The organism is Sphingopyxis yananensis, from assembly GCF_020687785.1.
In the GTDB taxonomy this organism is placed as follows: domain Bacteria; phylum Pseudomonadota; class Alphaproteobacteria; order Sphingomonadales; family Sphingomonadaceae; genus Sphingopyxis; species Sphingopyxis yananensis.
This window is the reverse complement of the sequence record NZ_JAJEWI010000005.1, coordinates 687,851-708,997: the sequence shown is the minus strand read 5'-3', so window position 1 is coordinate 708,997 and position 21,147 is coordinate 687,851. Positions and strand designations below refer to the sequence as shown.

Annotated in this window: 13 protein-coding genes; 3 read left to right on the top strand and 10 right to left on the bottom strand. The window is 53.9% G+C overall.

Annotated features, from left to right (window positions below; all coding sequences use genetic code 11):
• Positions 1 to 57 precede the first annotated feature (57 nt).
• From LKO31_RS05860 to LKO31_RS05840, 5 genes are all read right to left on the bottom strand, one after another.
• Entirely contained in the window at positions 58 to 3,030 is a 2,973-nt protein-coding gene (locus LKO31_RS05860) for a TonB-dependent receptor plug domain-containing protein (RefSeq protein ID WP_227689203.1), read from the bottom strand.
• Positions 3,031 to 3,723: 693 nt separating this feature from the next.
• Positions 3,724 to 5,484 (bottom strand): class I adenylate-forming enzyme family protein, encoded by a 1,761-nt coding sequence (locus LKO31_RS05855; protein ID WP_227689202.1) that lies wholly within the window; start codon positions 5,482 to 5,484, stop codon positions 3,724 to 3,726.
• A 348-nt stretch (positions 5,485 to 5,832) separates the two neighbouring features.
• Entirely contained in the window at positions 5,833 to 8,136 is a 2,304-nt protein-coding gene (locus LKO31_RS05850) for an arylsulfatase (RefSeq protein WP_227689201.1), read from the bottom strand.
• Positions 8,133 to 9,371: a lipase family protein gene (locus tag LKO31_RS05845; protein WP_227689200.1), complete on the bottom strand. Its 1,239-nt coding sequence runs from the start codon at positions 9,369 to 9,371 to the stop codon at positions 8,133 to 8,135. The genes LKO31_RS05850 and LKO31_RS05845 overlap by 4 nt, the downstream gene beginning before the upstream one ends.
• 20 nt (positions 9,372 to 9,391) lie before the next feature.
• Positions 9,392 to 11,821: a TonB-dependent receptor gene (locus LKO31_RS05840; protein WP_227689199.1), complete on the bottom strand. Its 2,430-nt coding sequence runs from the start codon at positions 11,819 to 11,821 to the stop codon at positions 9,392 to 9,394.
• Positions 11,822 to 12,448: 627 nt separating this feature from the next.
• On the opposite strand from LKO31_RS05840, the gene LKO31_RS05835 reads away from it, so the two are divergent.
• Together LKO31_RS05835 and LKO31_RS05830 are read left to right on the top strand one after the other, a co-directional pair.
• Positions 12,449 to 13,168, top strand: a complete 720-nt coding sequence (locus LKO31_RS05835; RefSeq protein ID WP_227689198.1) for an SDR family NAD(P)-dependent oxidoreductase — start codon at positions 12,449 to 12,451, stop codon at positions 13,166 to 13,168.
• A gap of 78 nt (positions 13,169 to 13,246) precedes the next feature.
• Positions 13,247 to 13,879, top strand: a complete 633-nt coding sequence (locus LKO31_RS05830; RefSeq protein WP_227689197.1) for a TetR/AcrR family transcriptional regulator — start codon at positions 13,247 to 13,249, stop codon at positions 13,877 to 13,879.
• Positions 13,880 to 13,901: 22 nt separating this feature from the next.
• Here the strand turns inward: LKO31_RS05830 and LKO31_RS05825 are convergent, their stop codons facing one another.
• Genes LKO31_RS05825 through LKO31_RS05805 form a run of 5 tightly spaced genes read right to left on the bottom strand, consistent with a single transcriptional unit; the run spans position 13,902 to position 19,410 of the window.
• The gene (locus tag LKO31_RS05825; RefSeq protein WP_227689196.1) at positions 13,902 to 15,068 is read right to left on the bottom strand and encodes a thiolase C-terminal domain-containing protein; all 1,167 of its coding nucleotides are present in this window, start codon (positions 15,066 to 15,068) and stop codon (positions 13,902 to 13,904) included.
• Positions 15,068 to 15,463 carry a Zn-ribbon domain-containing OB-fold protein gene (locus LKO31_RS05820; RefSeq protein ID WP_227689195.1) on the bottom strand — a complete coding sequence of 132 codons (396 nt, stop codon included), beginning with the start codon at positions 15,461 to 15,463 and terminating at the stop codon, positions 15,068 to 15,070. Before LKO31_RS05820 ends, LKO31_RS05825 begins: the two co-directional genes overlap by 1 nt.
• 2 nt (positions 15,464 to 15,465) lie before the next feature.
• Positions 15,466 to 16,698 (bottom strand): cytochrome P450, encoded by a 1,233-nt coding sequence (locus LKO31_RS05815; protein WP_227689194.1) that lies wholly within the window; start codon positions 16,696 to 16,698, stop codon positions 15,466 to 15,468.
• Positions 16,695 to 18,194 (bottom strand): class I adenylate-forming enzyme family protein, encoded by a 1,500-nt coding sequence (locus tag LKO31_RS05810; RefSeq protein ID WP_227689192.1) that lies wholly within the window; start codon positions 18,192 to 18,194, stop codon positions 16,695 to 16,697. Before LKO31_RS05810 ends, LKO31_RS05815 begins: the two co-directional genes overlap by 4 nt.
• A 37-nt stretch (positions 18,195 to 18,231) precedes the next feature.
• The gene (locus tag LKO31_RS05805) at positions 18,232 to 19,410 is read right to left on the bottom strand and encodes an aromatic ring-hydroxylating oxygenase subunit alpha (protein ID WP_227689191.1); all 1,179 of its coding nucleotides are present in this window, start codon (positions 19,408 to 19,410) and stop codon (positions 18,232 to 18,234) included.
• Between the two features lie 120 nt (positions 19,411 to 19,530).
• Here LKO31_RS05805 and LKO31_RS05800 point away from each other — a divergent pair, with 120 nt between their 5' ends.
• Positions 19,531 to 21,147, top strand: a complete 1,617-nt coding sequence (locus LKO31_RS05800) for a GMC family oxidoreductase (protein WP_227689190.1) — start codon at positions 19,531 to 19,533, stop codon at positions 21,145 to 21,147.

Below are 21,147 nucleotides of genomic sequence, written 5' to 3'. Positions count from 1 at the left end.
ATAAAAAAGGACGGCCTAAAATAGGCCGTCCCTTCTGATTGATAGACGCCAGCGCCTTTAGAATTTGAAATTGGCGCCTGCGCGGAAGGTCCGGCCAACCAAGCCCGGGATATGCCAAGACGCCAGATAATTAGGCTGGGTGGTATAGAAAGTATTCGGGTGAATTGGTGCCTTGGCATTGGTGAAATTGCCGACAATCGCATAGAAACTAAAATCATCGTTCAATTGCACGGTGGCGTTCAAATCCGCATATATAAACCGCCGAATATAGCAGAATTTCGGATCATAGATCGCATCGGCACAGGATGTTCCCAAACTGCCCTGATCGGTCGCGACCGATTTGATTCGGCCGACATAATAGGTTGTCGCTGTCAGCGAGAATCGCCCAATGCTGATGGTATTTTGCCAATTTCCGCGCCATTTGGGCGTACCACCACCCGATGACAAATCCGCTGGACCAACGGTGCCCGCAAATCGCTGAATATCCCCATTATCAAGGTGGCGATTAAATTTCAGCGTAGCCTGCAAATCCAGTCGCGTTTCAAATCGGATATTATCATTGATCGGAACCTGAGCATTGGCGGTGAACTGCAATCCCGTCGTCAGGTCATAGTCCGAGTTCACATAAGGTGCATTAACCACCAGCAAACGCGGCAAGGCGTTTAAGGCAAATGGATCTGCACCATCAATAACGTCGCACGAATAACCCGCACCAATCGCCGCAACCCGCGCGCAACCAGCCGCGGCGGCATCGGCGGCAGATGCAAAGCTCTGACCAGCCACGGAATAATAAGCATTAATCGCCTCACCCGCTAAGGGCCCAGCGGTGATCAGCCCAGACTTTTTGACGTTAAAATAATCGACGGTGAACGTCGCCCAATTCGTCGGCTGGAACACCGCGCCCAGCGTGAAGCTGCGCGACTTTTCGGGTTGAATATCTGGGTTCCCTACGAAACCGCGTCCGACGTTATAATTTGCGAAATAGCTGGGATTGGCAGCATGTGCCGCCGCAAAATCAGGCGCCTTTGTCACTGGATCAAAGCCGACGAAACCAGAAAAGGAGCTGCGGGGATCAATTTCAGCAAAGGTCGGGGCACGAAAACCTTTTGAATATGTGCCGCGTAACGCCAGCTGTTTAATGGGCGAAAATTTGATCCCAAATTTGGGAGAAAAAGCACTAAACCCTTCGGAATAATGGTCATAGCGCCCCGATGCGTTGACCTCCAAACTATCAAGAATTGGCGCATTCACTTCAAAATAAGCGGCCCATACGTCGCGCTCACCAAATGCCTGAGCCGTCGACAGGCCCGGCACATCGCGGTTCGGATTCGCACTGCGATTGGCCAATTTTTCTTTTCGAAATTGACCGCCCACCGCAATTTGAACGTCACCACCCGGCAGGGTGAACAGACTGCGATTAACCGAAGCATCGACGGTAAAAGCGCTGGAGTTGGAAAGCGACGTAATTGGCGGCAGCACCGAATCCCGAACGGCCTGCGAATTCAAAGATGGGTTTACAAAATTATAGGAACCCGTGTTGATCGCCTTCACCAACCCATTGAGATTGGCGAAGCCCGTCTGCGTCAAACTCAGCTCATCACGCGAATATCCAACATCGGCCTTCCAATTCCAAACATCGGCAATCGTCCCATGCAATCCCGCCGTAATACGATATAATTCATTGGTGCGCTCGGAACCGGCCTTGACGTCGCCGAACAGATAATAAAGCCGCGCCGCACCATTGGCCGGATCATTGGCATAGGCTGCCGCATAGGGATTATTGGGGTTCAGTGTGCGACCAGGCGTTGCAGGGTTCGCACAGTCCACACCCGATGGGCAAATCCAGACAGGCAGAACGATACCGGGATTCAGCGTCGACGTGGCGGGTGAACCGCCAAAGGCCTGATTCTGGCGGATCGCGCGGGGAATCAGGGTAATATCAACCTTGTTGTGCGAATAGCTGCCCGCAACATAGCCTTCGATATTCTCGCCCAAACGAATACTCAGCCGCGCGACACCCGCATAGCGTTCCTGCTTGGGCAGAATTTGGATATATTCTCGCGTTAAGTCATGCGCACAGGCCGTACCGCTCAATTGGGCTGTATTTTGCGTGTAGGTTCCAAATGGACAGTCGGCCAATGGAGTCAACGAGTTAAAGATCGCTGGCGTCGTAGCATTTGTAACGCTGCCGGCCAGCGGATTGTTCAAATCTGTCTGCACGACACGGGTTACCACAGCATTTGGCGTCGCCGTGGTCAGAGAGTCGTCCGCACGGTTACTATCTTTCCCACCAATAGCGCGTAAATCCAGTGTGTTAAACGGAAAGCCGCGGGAGTCAGCGGTAATCTTACCATTTTTCTCATATTCGCCGCCGACGTAAATATTAAATCCTTGGCTATCATAATCACCATAGCCCGCCATCATACGAAGGCGATATTTATGCCCATCACCTTTTTCGGTCACACCGGCTTCCGCGCCGCCTTCTATTCCTGAAAATTGCTTGCGTGTGATGATATTCACCACGCCGCCAATGGCATCTGCGCCATATAAAGAGGAAGCACCGTCCTTCAACACTTCAACACGTTCCAGATTCACTTGCGGAATACTGTTCAGATCAACATAGGCGTTGTGACCATCGTCGCTCAAAGGATAATTTGCCGAGCGCAATCCATCCACAAGCACTAGCGTTGATGACACCCCAAGGTTACGCAGCGAAACGGCGGCCCCACCAGCCGAAAAGCCGCTGGTAAAGCCAATACCAATGGAGCCCGCACCATCTGCGGATGCTTGGCGGATGGCATCCGCAATATTGGTTACACCCGCGCGGTCCAAGCTATCCGTGGAAATGACGGTGATCGGAAGGGCGGTTTCTTTATTACTATAGCGCAACAGCGAACCCGTGACGACAATTTCAGCATTGGCCTCGGTCGCCGCATCTCCGCTTTGCGCCATCGCCGGCGCGCCGATAAAAAGCGCGGCAACCGTCAAAAAGCTCGTGCCGCGTAAAGCAGCGATCTCCCTATTGTTCATGATAATTACCCCTTATTAAAAATCAGCATCCATCCTAATTTTACTATAATTTTATTATAAAAATATTTTACGATAAGCGTATGTAGTCACTACATAGACGAGAAAACTCGCATGCAATTTGCTCTATCGATGAAATTTAACATAGGTCCCACAATTTCGTAGGCTGTTCATCTGACAAAAAATATTGTCCCGCTGCAACAACCGGAAATTACTTAGGTAAAAAACGCTCAAAACCGCTGTGAACGATTCGTAAATTTTTCATTTAAATTCAATGATATATCTAAAAAATATTAATCGGCAGGCTGTATTGCTATACCGTTCCCATGCCCTGCCGCAGCGATCAGATCGCCCGCTCGCTGCGCCACGCCTTATATCGCAACGGGCTCACGCGTGCAGAATCTATATTGATGATATCGCCCATGAATCAAATAACGCTGCTCAACAGAAGCCTCGCTACTGCTTTTAACTATTTCAGGCTTTCACATAGGAAGATAGCGCGTCCAATGGCGGACAATGGACAGAAAAGCAGCACAAATAAGTCGCCAGCCGCCCATCCACTTTTCAGCACCCCATAGCGCTCAAATCCGGCACCCTAGGCTTGGAAACAGTTCTATTTCTTGCGATGCGCATCGCGGTGCCTTTATCCTATCCTCTTGCTGGGTACGGAACCAAAGCAAATCGCCGCCTCAACGCTCAACCACCAGCCACCTCCTCCGGTGCAAAAAAGGCCCTCAACTCTTTTTTCAAAATTTTACCATTGGCGTTGCGCGGCAAAGTATCGGTCACAAATTTAATCGCCACGGGCACCTTAAACGCCGCCAGATGCTGCCGCACCCATGCCTGCAACTCGGCTTCATTGGCTATCATATTGGGGGCCAAATGAACCACCGCGGCCGGCTCTTCCCCCAAGGTCCGATGGGGAATGCCGATCACCGCGCAATCTGTCACCGCCGGATGAGCATATAAAATATTCTCCACCTCCGACGAATAAATATTCTCCCCGCCGCGGATCACCATATCCTTCGCGCGGTCGACGATGAACACAAAGCCTTCATCATCTATTCTGGCCAAATCACCCGTCCGAACCCACCCGTTCACAAATGTTTCAGCGCTGGCCTCTGGCTTGTTCCAATATCCCTTCACCACCATGGGTCCGCGCGCCCATAATTCGCCCACCGTTCCGACTGGCAAGACGGTCACACCATCGTCGGCACGAATTTCAATATCCGCCACCGGAACCGCTGGGCCCGCGCTTTGCGGTCGGTTAAAATAATCTTCGGCCGAATGGGACGTCACCGTGGCCATTGTCTCCGTCATTCCCCAGCCATTCCCGGGCAACGCGCCAAATTCCTCATAAATGCGCTTCACCAATTCGGGGGCAGAGGGCGCACCGCCATATCCAATCGCTTCCAGTGACGATAAATCATATTCGCCGCGCGCCGGATGCTCGATCAACTGCCACGCAATGGTCGGAACCCCGCCGGTCACATTCACCTTTTCGCGCTGGATAATCTCCATCGCGGGCACAGTTTCCCATTTCCGCATAAAAATGATGCTGTTCCCCGCTACCAAACTGCCCATCAGTGTCGCGGAACAGGCGGTCACATGGAACATCGGAATAACCAGCAGCACCGTCTTGGGCGTGGACGCTGGCGGCGCTTCCCCGCGACGCAGCGACCCACGTGCTGCGGCAAAGCCGCCCGACAAAATATTGGTCAACAAATTGCGATGCGACCCCAGCGCTCCTTTTGGCCGCCCCGTGGTCCCGCTCGTATAAAAAATCGTCGCCGCATCATCGCTGGCCAAATCAACAGTGGGTCGCGGCTTGTCCGCCAACCCAGCCCAGCGTGAGGGCGGCCCAATAATATCCTCCAGCGCCATGGCACCCTGCGCTAATTGCGCCGCACGGGTTATGATAATCTGCGCCCTGCCGCCAAGATCATCGACATGCGGCTGCATGCGGTCATAACGCTCTGCGTCCATGATAATGATTTTGGCCCCAGAATCTTGGATACCATAAAGCAATTCTCCGCCGGTCCACCAAGCATTCAGCGGCACCGCGATGCCCCCAATGCTGGTGATCGCCATGAATATCACGGGCCATTCTGGCAAATTCCGCATGGCAAAGGCGACACAGTCTCCTTTCTCGACGCCCATGGCCTGCAATGCATGGGCCAACGCCGCCGTGGCCCGCCAATTGGCCTCATAGCTTATGCGCTCATCATCCAACATGGTGAACAAGCGGTCCCCATGTGCGCGCGACAGGTCCAGCAAGATGCCCAGATCATGGGGGGTATTTTTCCATATACGCGTGGAAATGCCGTCTATCGCTATCTGGTCCATTTCAAACTGGCTACCGGCTACCGTCAGCGCCGCCGTCGCGGCGGCCAATGACATTTTTGGCCAACTCGGGTCCAAGGAAATGATAGGCTCGGCACTTGTGTCATTCGCCATGGGCATCTCTCCGATGTGATAGTCACCGCCTTACGTGGGCGATGATTCTGTCATCAAGAAACTCACGCCAAGCCGACCAAAAATCAATCCACCTCTGCCCATGTCTTCATCCGTCGACGCAGTGCCGATATCCCAAGCATTATCCGAGACACAGACCAAAGCATCCCATTTCCAGAAAAAGGGTCTTAAATTTATAAAATATGATAAGATATCAGCATCTTACCGTTATTCACGCGACCCAGCATCCGCAATCGCACGGATATTTTCCAGTACGACACCACCACCCTCCATCCCCCTCACGGCTGCAACCTTAACGGGGATGGAGCGGAAAGGATAAAAATTGCGCCCTCAGCGTGCAGGCGACGTCACCATAAATTCCGTCTCACCGATGCTCCCGTTGAATGCAAATGGCATCGCGACGCCGTCCAGCACGGTGGTGCCGGGGTCTGAACCAATGTCAAATGTCTCATTCCCCGAAAAAATAAAGACAGATAATGCGCCGCTAAACTCCGAAGCAGCAACCTCTTTTCCATCCACCAAAATAACGGCCCGTGCCCGTTCCGGCCCCAAACGGTCAAAGCGCAGGCCAATTTCATGCTTTCCGGTCACAATATTCGGCGCTTCCAGCACCGCCAGCTTTCCGTCCATCGTCCGCACAGCCAAGACGGGAACGCCATCGCGCAGATACAGACCCAGCCCGCCAAATTTTCCACCCATCGCCATCAAGCTACCATGGCCGCGCGTGCCCGCGTCAATCGCCATCCGCATAGCAAAGCTATGGGTGTGAATGGGCGGTGCCAAGGCTTCTGGAACACGGTCTACACGCCCCTGATAGCGATAGAGGCCACCGCTTTGGGTCAATCGGGCCTCAGCCTTTGCGGCCATCAGTCGCTGCGCTGCGCCCGTATTGGTCAACGGGAAAACATTATATTTGCGCGCTTCACGATCAAATAATTTGCGAAGCTCCGCCAGTTTACGCGGATTTTCAGCGGCAACGTCATGCAATTCATTAAAATCGCGCCGCTGATCAAACAATTGCCATCCCTGTTCGGTCAAGGGCGATTGCTTCTTAAAATCCCATGTTTGCAATCGGTGCGGCATGACAGCTTTCCAACCATCCGCCCAAATAGAGCGATTGCCGTACATTTCATAATATTGAACTTTCTTCGCATCCGGCGCTGCGGCTTGGGAAAAGCTGTACGCCAATGACGTACCGCTAACCGGCTGTTGGCGAACACCATTCACAATAGGGGCCAATGTAACCCCAGCCGCCTCCAGCAATGTTGGCATCACGTCGCTAATATGCGCATATTGTTGACGCACCTCACCCCGGGCCCCAATTCCCTTGGGCCATGTGATGATCAGGGGAACGCGAATACCCCCTTCAAAGGATGTTTGCTTATAATAGCGAAACGGGGTGTTTCCCGTCACTGCCCAACCAACCGCATATAGCGGATAGGTGCCTCGGCGGCCCCACTCGGCCAGATGTTCCAAATTTTCATCGGCTGTCGCAAAGCGCCCATTGGCCATCAACTGTTCGCTATAGGTCCCATTCGGCGCGCCTTCCGCGCTGGCACCATTGTCCGACGTCACGACAATGATCGTGTTATCCAATTCGCCCTGTTCTTCCAACGCTTGCAACATACGCCCAAATTCATGGTCCGCATGGGCCAATTGCGCCGCAAAGGCTTCCATGCCGCGTGCATGCAATTTACGCTCATTTGGGGTTAAATCGGCCCAAGCTTTCATCCCTTCGGGACGCGGCGGCAATTCGGCACTAGCTGGAATCAGCCCCATTGCCTTTTGGCGCGCCAAAATCTCTGCGCGGGCGACATCCCATCCGGCGTCAAACCGTCCACGATATCGCTCCAACCAATCGTCGGGTGCATGGTGCGGGGAATGGCTGGCACCCGTTGCCCAATACAGGAAAAATGGGGCACGCTCTGTTCCAGCCGCCGATCGTGCGCGGATCATCGCAATGGCTTGATCGGCCATGTCGCCGCTCAGATGATACGCATCATCTGCGGGAATGGGCGATGGGCTGTGGTCACTCCACAGCAAGGGACTGAAATTATCCGCATCATAGGACAAAAATCCATAAAATCGGTCAAAGCCCTGACCACTGGGCCAATAGGTAAATGGACCTGCTGCCGACGCATCACGTGGTGGTAAATGATCCCATTTTCCGACCGCATAGGTCCGATAGCCTGCCTGCCGCAGATTTTCCGCAATGGTCCCTGCACTGCGCGGCACCAGCGCGTCTTGGCCCGGAAAACCAATGGCCATGGCGGAATGACCACCAATATGCACTTCATGCGAATTGCGCCCCGTCAACAAAGATGCGCGGCTAGCAGAGCAAATAGGGGTCGAGTGATAATTGGCATAACGCAGCCCTTTGGCGGCAACGCGGTCAATATTGGGCGTGTCCACCAACCCACCATAAGCCGACAATTGTCCAAACCCCATATCGTCGATCATCCAGATCAGAATATTGGGGGACCCTTGCCTTGCGGCAGGGCGCACAACTGGGGCTTCGACAGATTCATCGATCGTACGCTTAATCACCGGCTGCGCAGAAAGAACGGTTGAAATTCCAGCCAATCCGGCCGCCAACGCCAGCAACGATCCATGCAACCGGAAATAATTTATCATGATGGCACCTTACAAGTCGCCGCCATAGGTCCCGCGCCCACCACGGACTTGGCAAAAGCGATGGCATCGGGAGCCGCTGCGTTCACGACCCCAGAATGGTCCTTATCTTTATAGATATGGGCTTCCACGGTGTTTCCCAACCCGCACAGGTCATTGACTAAGCTAAGCGTCGTCATCGGCAAGGCCGCCGTATCTTTCGCCCCAATCCCAAAAAACAATGGCATACCCAATGTCATGGATGGAAAGGACCGCAGGTCAACATCGGTATCCCACAGCTTTTTCAACATGCCCGCCTGAAACGTCTTCGATGGGTCCAATTGTCTTGCTACCGCTTCAGACATTAATTCGGGCAAACAGGCGTCGCTAACCCGCGCTTCCAATTCGCGGCCTTTCGGGGTGAAAATCTGGTCCGCAGACAAATCGGGGTGAATACGGGTCAACTCATAGCCGATCATCGTATAAGCACCCGTAACCATCACGTCCGTCGCACTGGATGCCAGCCCAGTCTCAATGGCGTCACGCGATAAATTGGGTGCCCCCGTCGCAATCACGGCGCGCACCGACAAGTCGGGTGTGTAGATGGGCGCATATCCACCCGCCGCAACCACAGCCCCTGCCCCTTGGGATTGCCCTGCCAAAATCACCTTATTGGCCGCCCGATATGACGCTTTTCCCAGCAGCGCACGCGCGCTATCTAACAGGCTATAAGAATGGGCCCGATAATTGGAATAAGGGTGAATGCCAGGCGTCCCTAGGCCTTGATAGTCACTGGCCACCACAAGGAAGCCATTGTCCAACCAGTGCGACAAAAATTGACTGTCACGATCACCACGGGGCCGCGCCGATGGCGCACAAATATCAGCAATGCCGGTTGTGCCATGGGCCCAAGCCAATATGGGCCAGCCGCCTGCTGGGGGATTTCCCTTCGGTACAAAAACTGCCGCTGAAACAGCCACCACGCCCTGATCGGTAATGCCGTTGCGCGCCGTATATAATATGCGCATGGCCTTTGATGCGCTGGTTACCGAATATTCTGGGGGCAAATTTTCTTCGGCAATGATCACCCCAGCATCGCTTGGCAACGCTCCGCGCCAATCATAAAATGCAGACAATCCGCCGTCCCCGACATCACTCCCAGACTGTGCTTTACCCGCAGGCAGAACCTCACCCGCAGCTTGCGCGATCGGTGCGGTGGTCAGCACTAGCATCGCTGCAATATGCAGCGATGCTTTCATCTTTTTCCATATATGCGACATCAGAATTTCACCGATGCTTCCAAATAAACTTCGCGTGGATTGTCAACGAATGCCGACATATCAGCCCAAACGCCCGTTCCGTTCGTCCCCGTACCCGTGCCACCCGCAAATGGAATATCGGAACCGCCTGTCACGACATATTTATTGCCCAAATTGCGCCCAATCAGCGCCAGCGACCAACGCTTATCTGGACCATTCAAGCGCATAGAGGCGTCAAATTTGGCATAAGCACCCTGCACCGCATCGGGACGCAGCGTGTCGGAAAAATTATATTTGGAACTATAGCTCATGTCGCCATTCAGCTCCAACGTCCAACCCGATGCCGACAAGGGCACTTCATAACCTGCGCCAATGCGTCCAGCCCAACGCGGCGCCTTGGGCGGCGTACGCCCGTCATAATTTTGGCTGGTATAAGCGTCAGTTGGTGATGGCCGCAGCAAATCACAGCCTTGTGCCACCGTCTGACCCGCAAAACATTGTCCAATATAATCCTTATATTGGGCATGGTTATAGGCAAGCGCACCGCGCAGGTTGAAATCACCCATGCGCCAGTTGAAATCGCCTTCGATGCCCTTCACCCGCAGCGTACCAGCATTGGCCACCACTTGACCGATGGTCACAGGATCGAAATTCTGCACCTGCAAATCCAGATAGTCGTAAAGATAGGCCGTCGCGTTCAACGACAAGCTGCCTCCCAATAAAATAGCACGTGCACCTGCTTCACCACCGCGCGCCCGTTCTGCACCGAACTGGCCGGCCGGCACACTCGCTCCTGGGGTCATGGATTGCGAAATATTAAATCCGCCGGATTTAAAACCTTCTTTATAAGCACCATAGAATGTCAAATCGCGCGATGGCTTGTAACGCACCGTCACTTGGGGGGAAAAATCACTTTCCCGATACCGATCATCCAAACGCTTATTCCATGGGAACGCAGGCTCAAACTGCGAATGGGCCGGCAAGGATATTTGATAAGAATCGCGCGCTTCATGGCTCCAGCGCGCGCCCGCAGCCACTTCGATCTGATCCGACAGATTGGCCGTCACTTCACCAAAGGCCGACATAGAGTTTCCAGTAAAACCATTGTCGCGTTTAAACGTCGTATAGGTCTTATTGACGGGGTCTATCGCAACGGGGAAGATATAGGCATCGGTGTTAAAAATAAATTTGTTGCTGGACGCAAACAACCCAAACAACACATTCACCGGCCCGTCCCATTTGGACTGGAATCGCAATTCCTCCACCGTCTGACGATAGTCCGCCAATTGAGAGAAGCTGGCCGGATAGGCTTCGCCTGACACATTATTCAAGTCGGTTTGCTTGAACCGATAATAGGATGTGATGGACGTAATATCGAACACATCCGTGTTCAAAGTGGCCGTCAAAATGGCATAACCCGATTTCAGCTTCGAATAGAGATTTCCATCCCGTGCATAGCGATAATCAGCCTGCGCAACTTCCACCGGCAGTGATGAACTGTCCGAACGTCCGTCAATCTTACAATCGGCATTCGGGCTAGGCGGCACACCATTGGCGGTGAACGGCGTGGTGCGCCCATTGGCACATATACGTTCGATCAAATCGGTGGGGCCACCATCTTTCTGATCCGTATAACCTGTTTTCAACTGAAATGTCAGATTGGGCGCGGCGTCCCATTCGATTGTCGCGCGGCCGCTATAGGTGCTGCCACCCCCGCGCTTTTTGCTGTTCCGGTGCCGCTCCATGCCGTTCGGATCCAAATAAGTCGCGTCAGCCGTATTGGTAAACGGCCCTTCGCTGTCCGACAAACGAAATGCCAAACGCGCCCGCACACTGTCCGCTAAAGGACCGGAAATATAGCCTTCACCATATTTCTCTTGGGCTCGAAATCCATAGCCTGCTTTAAAACCAGCCTCAAATGTGTCGGTTGGCCCATTGGTGGAAACAGCTATCAGACCCGCTGTTGCGTTTTTGCCAAAGAACAGCGCCTGCGGCCCCTTCAATACTTCGACCCGCTGCACGTCATATTGGCTGATGCTGATTTCGCGCCCACGGCTCATCGGCATACCATCAACAACAAAGGATACGGACTGGTCGAACCCAGCGCTCAACGCGGTCGAGCCGACACCGCGCAAAAATATGCTCGCCGACGAACCCGATGCAGCCTTACCAGCCACCATGGTCGGAACCAGCGACGCCATGTCGGTAAATTCGGTCACAGCATAATTGTTCAGCGCCGCCGCGCCCAGTGCGGTAATGGCCACAGGGGCGTCAATCAAACGCTCATCCCGGCGGCGCGCCGTCACGATAATTTCGCCCTCGTTGGACGTATTGGCCACCGGATCGGCCGACGATTCCTGTGCGTGAACAGGGGCACCCGCCCCAGCGACAGCGATAATCGAAACGAAACAAGTATAACGAATGGCGCGAAGCGCAGCACGGCGATCCATGACGAGTCCTCTCCTACATGCAGGCCATTATTGGGGGCCTTTGCACGATAACCTATTGCTATTAGATTTAAAGTCAATCAGAAATATAACAACATAAGGTTTTTCAAAATTTTGAAAATAATTTATTATTTTACAATCAGTTAAATTAATCATTCGACCGCCAAAAACCAAATTCCATGTCGAAAATCTGATCGGCACGTCCGTCAATGTGTCAGCGAGCGCCGCCCGCCACTGTAGGATCCGCTCCCACGAAATCCGGAATCGTAGCACAAGGAATCAAGGCCCGAACGCCGCAACGCCGTCGTCGCCAACAAACATACGGCGCCCCAACAAAATATATCAGGCAGACCGCCCAGACCTTCCCCTGCATGCTGTACGCGCCACCCCCTGCGGCCGCACACTCACCGGATGACGGCCTACGCGGTCCGACAAAATCAGCGGGTCACAATAGCAGCCCAAACGGACACCCCCACCATAGGGGAAACGTCGTGAAAACCCGCCCGCGCTCCCTTCGCACAATCAGCGCTTCTCATTGTTTTTGCATCTGCCATCCCTCTCACTCTTGCCAAAACTCTGCATCTGATCTTATCTAATGATAATAGGTTTAAGAAAAATGGGAGAGAGCCGATGATGTCATTCAATTTTCAATCGAAACGTATCTTGGTAACAGGCGGCACCCAAGGTATCGGACTTGGCATTGCCCAAGCTTTCGCAGACGCGGGCGGCGAAGTGCTTATTACCGGTACACGCAGCGACATCGGCCAATATGACGAAGACCTATCCCGCTTCACCTATTTGCGCGCACGGCTTGACCAACCCGCTGATCGCGATGCCCTCATCAGCGCGGCCGGCCCAATTGATATTCTGATCAACAATGCCGGATTATCGCTGTCGGACGAATATGATCTGGAAAATTATCGCACGGTCATTGACGTCAATCTCAACGCCGCAGTCGAACTATGCTATCGCTTTCACCCCATACTTCGGGAACGCGGCGGCACCATCGTCAACATTGGCTCTTGCGCTGCGTTCATCGCGATTGGCTATGCTCCGGCTTATACCGCCAGCAAAACAGGAATGCTGGGTTTCACCCGCGCCATCGCAGACCAATGGGCACGCGATGGAATACGCGTCAACATGGTCGCCCCTGGCTTTATCGAAACTCGTATGACCGCCAATGTCCACACCGATGAACGCAAATCCAGCAATACATTGCGCGCAATACCGGTCAAACGCTTTGGAACCCCCGCAGAGGTAGCAACTGCGGCGCTGTTCCTTGCTTCGCCCCAAGCCTCCTATATCACAGGCCAATCTTTGATTGTCGACGGAGGCCTAGTCCTGCGTTGATCCGCTTAAACCGACTCCTTTTAGGCTGGCCCCCACAGCCTACTACTGCCATAAGCGGCTGAAACAGGGGACGAACTTTTGGCAAGACCATCTAAACCATTGATTTCTCGTAAAAATGCAGCAGAGGCTGCATTGGAAGTCATCGACGAACATGGACTGGAGGAACTCAGCCTCGCCTTGGTCGCCAAGAAATTGGGCGTGCGGCCTCCGTCCCTATATCATCATTTCAAAGATAAATCAGAATTATTACAAGAAGTTGCGCGGATCATGCTGCTCAAAATGCCAGCCGCCAGCGCAACCGATCGGTCGTTCGAAGAAGAGATTATCGCACGCTGTGTGGCAACGCGCCAAACCCTGCTTCAGCATCCCAATGCAGCGCCCTTGATTTTGCGTTACTTCCCGCGTCACTTGCTCTTGGCCGCCTATGACCGCGCCGCGTTCGAAGAACCCTATCCTACGCCCATTCAGATGACGGTAATCGACGCGATCGAAAAATATACCTATGGCGCGGCCCTGTTCGAAGCATCCGCCCGTTCACGTGGAATCCCGCCGATGCCGCGTGTTGACGACGGCAAATATCCGAGCCTCGCCAAAGCGATTGCCGATAACCCCTTTAACGACGAACAATTGTTCGTGGAATCGCTACGCTTATTCCTGATTGGCGTAAGGGAACGTGTGGCAACCGATACGATCGGTTGCCCACTCAACTAGGCTCGGACCGCTGGCGCGGCTGCTATGGGATCTCCCGCCCAAATATTGCGGAACTGACCGTCGGCGCGCCTGGCCCACCGGCCAACAAGCACAGCTTAGCATCGGGCACTGGGTTGGCGGATTCACCCCGCAATTGTTTCACCGCTTCATAAGCTGTGCCTATGCCGTGAATGAAACCCTGCGCAAAATTCCCCCCGCCTGTATTCACAGGCAGCTTGCCGGTGGGGGCAATTAGATTTTCAAACTTCACCACCTCAGCCACATTTTCATAGGTGCAAAAACCATGGTCAATCAGCGATGCTACGCCCTGCGCACTGAAATTTTCATATAGCTGAACGACATCAATATCGGCTGGAGACAAACCCGTTTCGGCATAGAGACGCCTTGCAATGGGCCGAAATCCCGTGGTTGGGTATAATTGCTCGTCGTCATTTTCCAGCAAGTCCCCCCAACCCTTTTCCGCGCCATTGGCGCATCCCAGCAAATAGACAGGCTGCTTGTTCAAATCACGGGCTCGTTCTGCCGACACCATCAAAAATGCGGCGGCCCCGTCATTTTCACGGCTGCAATCGAACAAGCGAAACGGTTCGGCAATCCAGCGCGAATTCCGCATCGCATCCAAATCAAGCGATCTATCATAAGCAACGGCTTCTGGGTTGCGGGCTCCGTGGAAATAGGACGCACGAACCAACTCCTCTGCGGCCTGTTTGGGCACAGCATGATGTTCATACATCCGATTGGCACGAATGGCGCAAATCTGTGCTGGTGCGACCAGACCGGCCGCCAACATATGATCGTTCAAATGGTGCGCCATCACCGCCGCCGACAAGCGGCCACTTGCCCCTTCAACCAAGGCGCGAAATACGATCACAGCGCTAGCCTGCCCAGATAGAATGGCCGAGGCGGCCAAACCAAATGCACCGGCAATACCGCCGCCACCGCCGCCCCAAATGCTGCTGGACCATTTCAATTCTTTAATGCCCAGTGTCGGCATTAAACGAACAGGTTCATTCTTATCGTCGCCATAGGATACAAAGCCGTCAATATCGGCCGTATCCAAGCCCGCTTCGGCACAAGCGATGCGAATGGCCTTGGCCAACACACCTTGCTCCGGCAGCGGGGACGACCCGCGCTTATATTGGCACATGCCAATACCAGCGACAGCGGTGGTACCATATAATGGGTGCATCAACCGCGCCTCCAGATAATTGTGGGAATGTCGCGCTCGCCAACGCGCGTCGCACCGATTTTCCCATATATATTCTCGCCAATCACCGGATCAATTTGGTCCGGATCATCCAAGCGGCCCAGCAAGCGAATGCCACACCCTTCGACCGTCGCGACGATGGAAATGAACGGCAGATCAATATTTTCCGTAAATCCGAAACGATGCCATGTGCGTGTCCACGAAAAAATCGTGCCGCGCATGGCCTGTTCCAGCCATTGGATATTTTCACTGCCACAAGTCCCGCATTGGCTGACAGCGGGCCACAACCAATCCCCGCACGCACATTGCGGCAACACCAAGCGACCTTCGGTCAAGCCGTTCCAATAAGGCGCATCTGCGCCATCATATATCGTCATAATCAGGCTACTTCTGTCCACTCTAGGGGCAAGGTCTCCAGCGCCATCACCGTGCCAATCCGAAACGCATGCTTTTCGCCCGCTACCGCACGAAATGACGGGATACGCTTCACCCATTCCTCTGTTAAAATACGCAATTCTGCTCGTCCAAGGACGTGCCCGACGCACAAATGTGGGCCGGACGAAAAGGTCAGATGCGCTGTTTTCCGGCGGTCCAAATCAAAAATATTGGGCTGGTCAAACTTGGCGGGATCACGGCTACCCAAACATAAAATGTTCAACACCATTTCGCCTTCACGAAATTGGGCGTCACCAATATTGTGATCCGCAATCACCAAGCGAGGCGTGTTCACCACACCATATAATCGCACGGCTTCATCGGTGAAGGCCGGTATCAACGACGGGTCCGCTGCCAATCGCTGCTGAACATCCGGCATCTGTGCCAATTGCTGAAAGGCAAAACCCGTCACATTGGTGACCGTATCCATTCCACCCAGAAACAGCACAAAGCTCATCGCCAGAATTTCATCCTGACCCATTTTCCGGCCATCAATATCGACATGAATGAAATGCGACATCAACTTGTCATCGGGCGCCCGCTTCTTTGCGTCGATCAAACTGGCCATTTCGCCCAGAATCTCGCCGCTCAAACGCGACAGCTCATCGGAATCATTTTGCGCGGCAAAAAACGCCTCCGCCAATGCCCGAAAATCGCTCAACCGCGACAGGTCCATGCCCATTAATTCCATGAACACATTAACCGGAAATTGTTTGGCTAAATCGGCTTGGAAATCGCAAGATCCTTTGTCGGCCACCGCATCGATCAGCTCCGCTGCCCATTCCCGAATGCGGGGCTCCAATGCCCTGATAGCATTTGGTCCGAACATCGGCATCATCGCCTTACGATAAGGCAAATTCTCCGGCGGATCGAGGCTTAGCGGTATGAAAAATGGTGGATTTTCAACGCGCGGAATCTGCATTTCGCGCACAGAAAAATGTTCGGGATCCAGCACGATTTTGCTAATCGTATCAAAGCTTTTGGCGATCCAATGTCCGCCGTTCAAACGCGTCCAAAATATGTCAGGCGCATTCGCCAATGCCAGGGCATAGCTGCCTTGCACATCTTGGTTGATGCGCGGGTCGGCATAAATATCAAAATCGAATATCAAATGGTCGGGAATATGTGCTGGAACCGCAGCCATCACGCTGGGCGATGTCTCTATCGCCGCCGTCATCGGACGCGCTCCAACTGCTGATGGGCATCGGCATAACGTTCCCGAACTGCTGGCTTCGACAATTTCCCCGTCGCCAAACGCGGCAATGGTTCCGCCGAATAAACGACATAGCGGGGGACTTTGTAATTGGACAAATTGGCGTTGCAATGGGCGATCAAGGCCGCAACATCAACTTCCGCAGCGCCATGATATATAATGAACGGAGTCTCCCCAAATTTGGGGTCCGGCGCCGCAATCGCCAAAGCTTCGTCAACGCCATCAAATTCACACACCACGCGTTCAATTTCGGCTGCCGAAATGTTTAACCCGCCTGAAATAATCAAATCTTTCAGCCGGTCTACAAAGGTCAACAAGCCGCGTTCATCCATCGTCCCAATGTCGCCCGACCACAACCATCCGTCCCGAATGGCCTTGGCCGTTTCCTCTTCATTGCGCCAATATCCCGTCATCATACCTGGCGACCGCATCACAATTTCGCCCGCCTCCCCCGGCTCGCATGCGCTGCCATCAGGACGCAGCACACGTACTTCCATAAAAATATTACCCCAGCCGCATTTTTCGGGTTCTTCCATGGCCAGATGCTCGGGCATCATGGTCACATTGCCGCCAACCTCGGTCTGGCCGTATATCTGACGGATGGTGACGCCCTTTGCTTTCCATATATCCAGCAACTGACGGCTGACGCGTGCCCCCCCTGCTGTAGCAAGGCGGATCGCCGATAAATCGGCCTCGCCGAAACCAGGGCAACGGGCGATGGCCTCAAAAAATGTCGGCACAGCCCCGAAGCAGTTGATCTTTTCATCCTGCAACAACTGCAAGATAGCCTCGGGTACAAAGCTCGGCTCCATATACACCGTGCAGCCCTGCGTGGTATAATGGATCAACTGCACAAAGCCGGCTGATGTATTCAACGGTGCCAGACTGATCACCCGCGCTCCGGGGGACGACGATGTTTCTTCCAGCGCCCAACAGGCCGCATAGGCCGTCATGGACCGATTGGTGTACACCACCCCTTTGGGTTTCGCCGTCGACCCACTGGTCGCAATAATGACGACTGGCGCATCTGGCTGGGGGTCGTGCAAGGGCACGAGAACCCCGCCCGTCCGCAATTCTTCCACCTGCGCCATCGAACGCGAAACTAGGCCAGCAGCCTGCACATTGGCCTCAAATTCTGGGGCCGCAAACGTAAAACGCGGCTGCGTCGTCTCGCAAAGCTCGCGAATTTCGCGCGCCGTAAAACGGAAATTGACGGGATTTACGATGCCGCCCGCGCGGATCACCCCCATCACCAGCGCGCAATAGGCCAGACTGTTGGTCGAACATATTGCAACACGGTCACCCGCTTGCAGGCCGTCAGCTTCCAACATAGCGGCGACACGGTCAGACCATGCCTTATACTCGCCATAAGTCAGCCGATCACCACCAAGAATTACCGCCGGCTGGGTGGGACGCATACGCGCCCACCATGCCAATGCGCTGGACAAAGTCTGCGCCATCAATCCCTCTCCATCCGGTCTATCGCCGGTTCATGAATTACAAAAGCGCTTCAATAGCTTCATAGTAACGGACGATATTCGTCTCCAACCCGCAATATATCGCTTCCTCTGGCACACCGGCACTCAGCCCTTGTTGGCTAATTTCCGCAGCCCGAAAATCTTCTCCGCCAAAGACGTTCAAGATCAGCTCATAAGATCGCGCAAAAACCTCTTCGGCCTTTGGCGTCGTCGCCGCTTCCGGCGTCAGCATAAAATATTCCACAATTGTCCGATCCGGCGCACGCGGGACTAGCAACATAACACTGGTGTAATATTGGCTGGTAATCACCACGCAATTTGGAAAAGTCGTATAGGCATGGGTTACCAGCTTATGCACATTGGCGGCTGGATCTTCGTCCAACATTTCAGGAACATATCCGATACGTCCCGAAACCTGACGGATGTTCGTGCCAAACATGTCGACAATATTGGGCGCGTCTTGAAAGCGGTCACCAATGGACGCTGCGTGCAAACGCTGGACATGATAACCTTCCAAAAATGGCTCCAAAACCACTTTCCAATTGGCCTTCAGGTCAAATGTCTTACGGCCATAAACATGTGCATCGGGCAAACCCAGCGCCGTGAAATCCTCGGCGACCTGATCCGACAATTTCGACCAATCGGCTGGGATGTCACGGTTCAACTGCACATAAACAATGCCGCCCCACTCCCGTGCTTCCAACTCCACCAATCCGCGCTTGCTCTTATCCAATCCTTCAAAGGATTCACTGCGCGAAACACCAATTAAACGACCATCAATGCCATAGGTCCAAGCATGATAAGGGCAGGTTACACGGTCCTGCTTGTGAACCGCACAATCTTCCAAAATCTTGGAACCCTTGTGCTGACACGCGTTCACAAACGCTTTGATCGTTCCATCCCGCTTGCGCGACACCAACATCGGAAAGCCATAGCTGTCATTGGCAACGATGCTGCCTGGTTGCAACAAGGCCGACACCGTGACCGGCACCGGATACCGACGGAAAATCTTTTCCTGCTCTTGGTCAAAACGTTCCTGACCGGTGAAAATATTACTGGGCCGTGTCGCACCAAAGGGAACCACAACGGCGTCTTTTTCAGCCGGTATCTTGCGGATCGCTTCGATCTGACTTGGCGTCAGGTCGGCAAGGGTTGTCAGCTTGCGGGCAGGCCGTGAAACTTCTGCAACCTCACTCATATCCCAGATCCTCTCCTTCTTGTTGCAATCAGCCTATTCCACTCTTTACCTAATGACAATAGTTTTTTATGAAGCGATAACGAGAACCAAAAAATGGCCAATTTCTCGGGAGAATTGGATATGAGTTTCGATTATATTATTTGCGGCGCTGGAGCTGCGGGCTGTGTGCTGGCCTATCGCCTGTCCGAAAATCCAAAGCTCAGAATCGCATTGATCGAGGCGGGGCCGCGCGACGGCCACCCGTTTATTACGATGCCCAAAGGGCTAGCCAAAGTCATGCAAGACCCAAAGCATCTATGGGTCCATATGAGCCAACCCGAAGAATCGACGGCTGGCCAGTCCGAAGCATGGGTTCGCGGGCGGGTTTTGGGCGGGTCCTCGTCCATCAATGGTATGATGTATGTACGGGGTCAACCGGCCGATTTCGACGCCATCGCAGAATGCTCTAGCCCGGACTGGAATTGGGCGCATATCGGCGCCGCATATCAGGCCATCGAAAATCACGAAATGGGCGCCGCCCCGACGCGCGGCGATAGCGGGCCACTCAAAATATCCATGCCAACCCAGCGCTTGCCAATCAGCGATGCGCAAATCGCGGCTGGTCAGGCGATGGGCTGGACCAACAAAGCCGACGTCAATGCGCCTGATGATCAAGTCGCTATTGGCTATGCCCCGCGCACCATCTGGAAAGGCAAACGCCAAAGCGCTGCCACAGCATTTTTACGCCCCGCCGAAAAGCGGCCCAATCTTACCATCCTGACCGACGCCACCGTCGATCGCGTGCTTTTTGACGGCCTGCGCGCTATCGGCGTCGAATTGCGGTCCAAGGGACAACGACAGACCGTCCATGCGAAACACGAGGTCATTTTGTGCGGCGGAGCGATGGCTAGTCCCGCCATTCTCGAACGATCTGGTATCGGTGACCAGAATCGTCTGGCCGCCTTGTCTATTCCTGTGGTCCTCCATCACCCACAAGTCGGAGAGGGCCTGATCGAGCATCGCGGCATCATCATGCAATGGGAATTAACCAAAGCCGCTTTGTCACAAAATCGCATTTTTCGCGGGTGGCGTTTACTATGGGCCACGCTGCAATATGTGCTGACGCGCGACGGCCCCATGTCAGCCGCAGCCTATGAAGTGGGCGGATGGTTCAAAACACGTGCTGGCCTTAATCGCCCCGACGCCCAAATGCTCATCGCACCCTTCAGCTTTGACATGGCCACCCAGCGCAGCCAATTGGAACGCCAGCCTGGCATGAATGCCATACTCTATCCGCTGCGCCCGACATCGCGCGGCAGCATTCATATCAGTTCGTCCGATCCTGATACCGCCGCCACCTTCAAGCCCAATTATCGCGCGACCCCAGAGGATCGGGAAACCATGGTAGCCGCGGTACGCATGATGCGCGACTATGTCCGCCAAGCTCCGCTCGCCGACATGATTTCGTCCGAAACCATGCCCGGCGTAGCCTTCCAAAGCGACGCAGAAATCATGGATGCCTATGATCGCTTTGGCACCTGTGGATATCATGCCGTCGGAAGCTGCCGCATGGGCCATGATCCCGAATCTGTGGTGGACCCACAACTAAAAGTTCGTGGTATTCAAGGACTGCGCATTATCGACACATCGATTATGCCGGTCATTCCGTCCGGCAACACCAATGGCCCCACGATGGCGATGGCGTGGCGCGCCGCCGACATTATTTTACGCGACGCACCCACAGAAAAGGTGGATTGA

Bases quoted from the DNA above. Each gene is read 5' to 3' on its own strand.
- LKO31_RS05850 (WP_227689201.1), bottom strand. From the start codon at position 8,136: ATGATAAATTATTTCCGGTTGCATGGATCGTTGCTGGCGTTGGCGGCC.
- LKO31_RS05815 (WP_227689194.1), bottom strand. From the start codon at position 16,698: ATGACGGCGGCGATAGAGACATCGCCCAGCGTGATGGCTGCGGTTCCA.
- LKO31_RS05825 (WP_227689196.1), bottom strand. From the start codon at position 15,068: ATGCACCCATTATATGGTACCACCGCTGTCGCTGGTATTGGCATGTGC.
- LKO31_RS05835 (WP_227689198.1), top strand. From the start codon at position 12,449: ATGATGTCATTCAATTTTCAATCGAAACGTATCTTGGTAACAGGCGGC.
- LKO31_RS05860 (WP_227689203.1), bottom strand. From the start codon at position 3,030: ATGAACAATAGGGAGATCGCTGCTTTACGCGGCACGAGCTTTTTGACG.
- LKO31_RS05840 (WP_227689199.1), bottom strand. From the start codon at position 11,821: ATGGATCGCCGTGCTGCGCTTCGCGCCATTCGTTATACTTGTTTCGTT.
- LKO31_RS05820 (WP_227689195.1), bottom strand. From the start codon at position 15,463: ATGACGATATATGATGGCGCAGATGCGCCTTATTGGAACGGCTTGACC.
- LKO31_RS05810 (WP_227689192.1), bottom strand. From the start codon at position 18,194: ATGGCGCAGACTTTGTCCAGCGCATTGGCATGGTGGGCGCGTATGCGT.
- LKO31_RS05805 (WP_227689191.1), bottom strand. From the start codon at position 19,410: ATGAGTGAGGTTGCAGAAGTTTCACGGCCTGCCCGCAAGCTGACAACC.
- LKO31_RS05845 (WP_227689200.1), bottom strand. From the start codon at position 9,371: ATGAAAGCATCGCTGCATATTGCAGCGATGCTAGTGCTGACCACCGCA.
- LKO31_RS05800 (WP_227689190.1), top strand. From the start codon at position 19,531: ATGAGTTTCGATTATATTATTTGCGGCGCTGGAGCTGCGGGCTGTGTG.
- LKO31_RS05855 (WP_227689202.1), bottom strand. From the start codon at position 5,484: ATGGCGAATGACACAAGTGCCGAGCCTATCATTTCCTTGGACCCGAGT.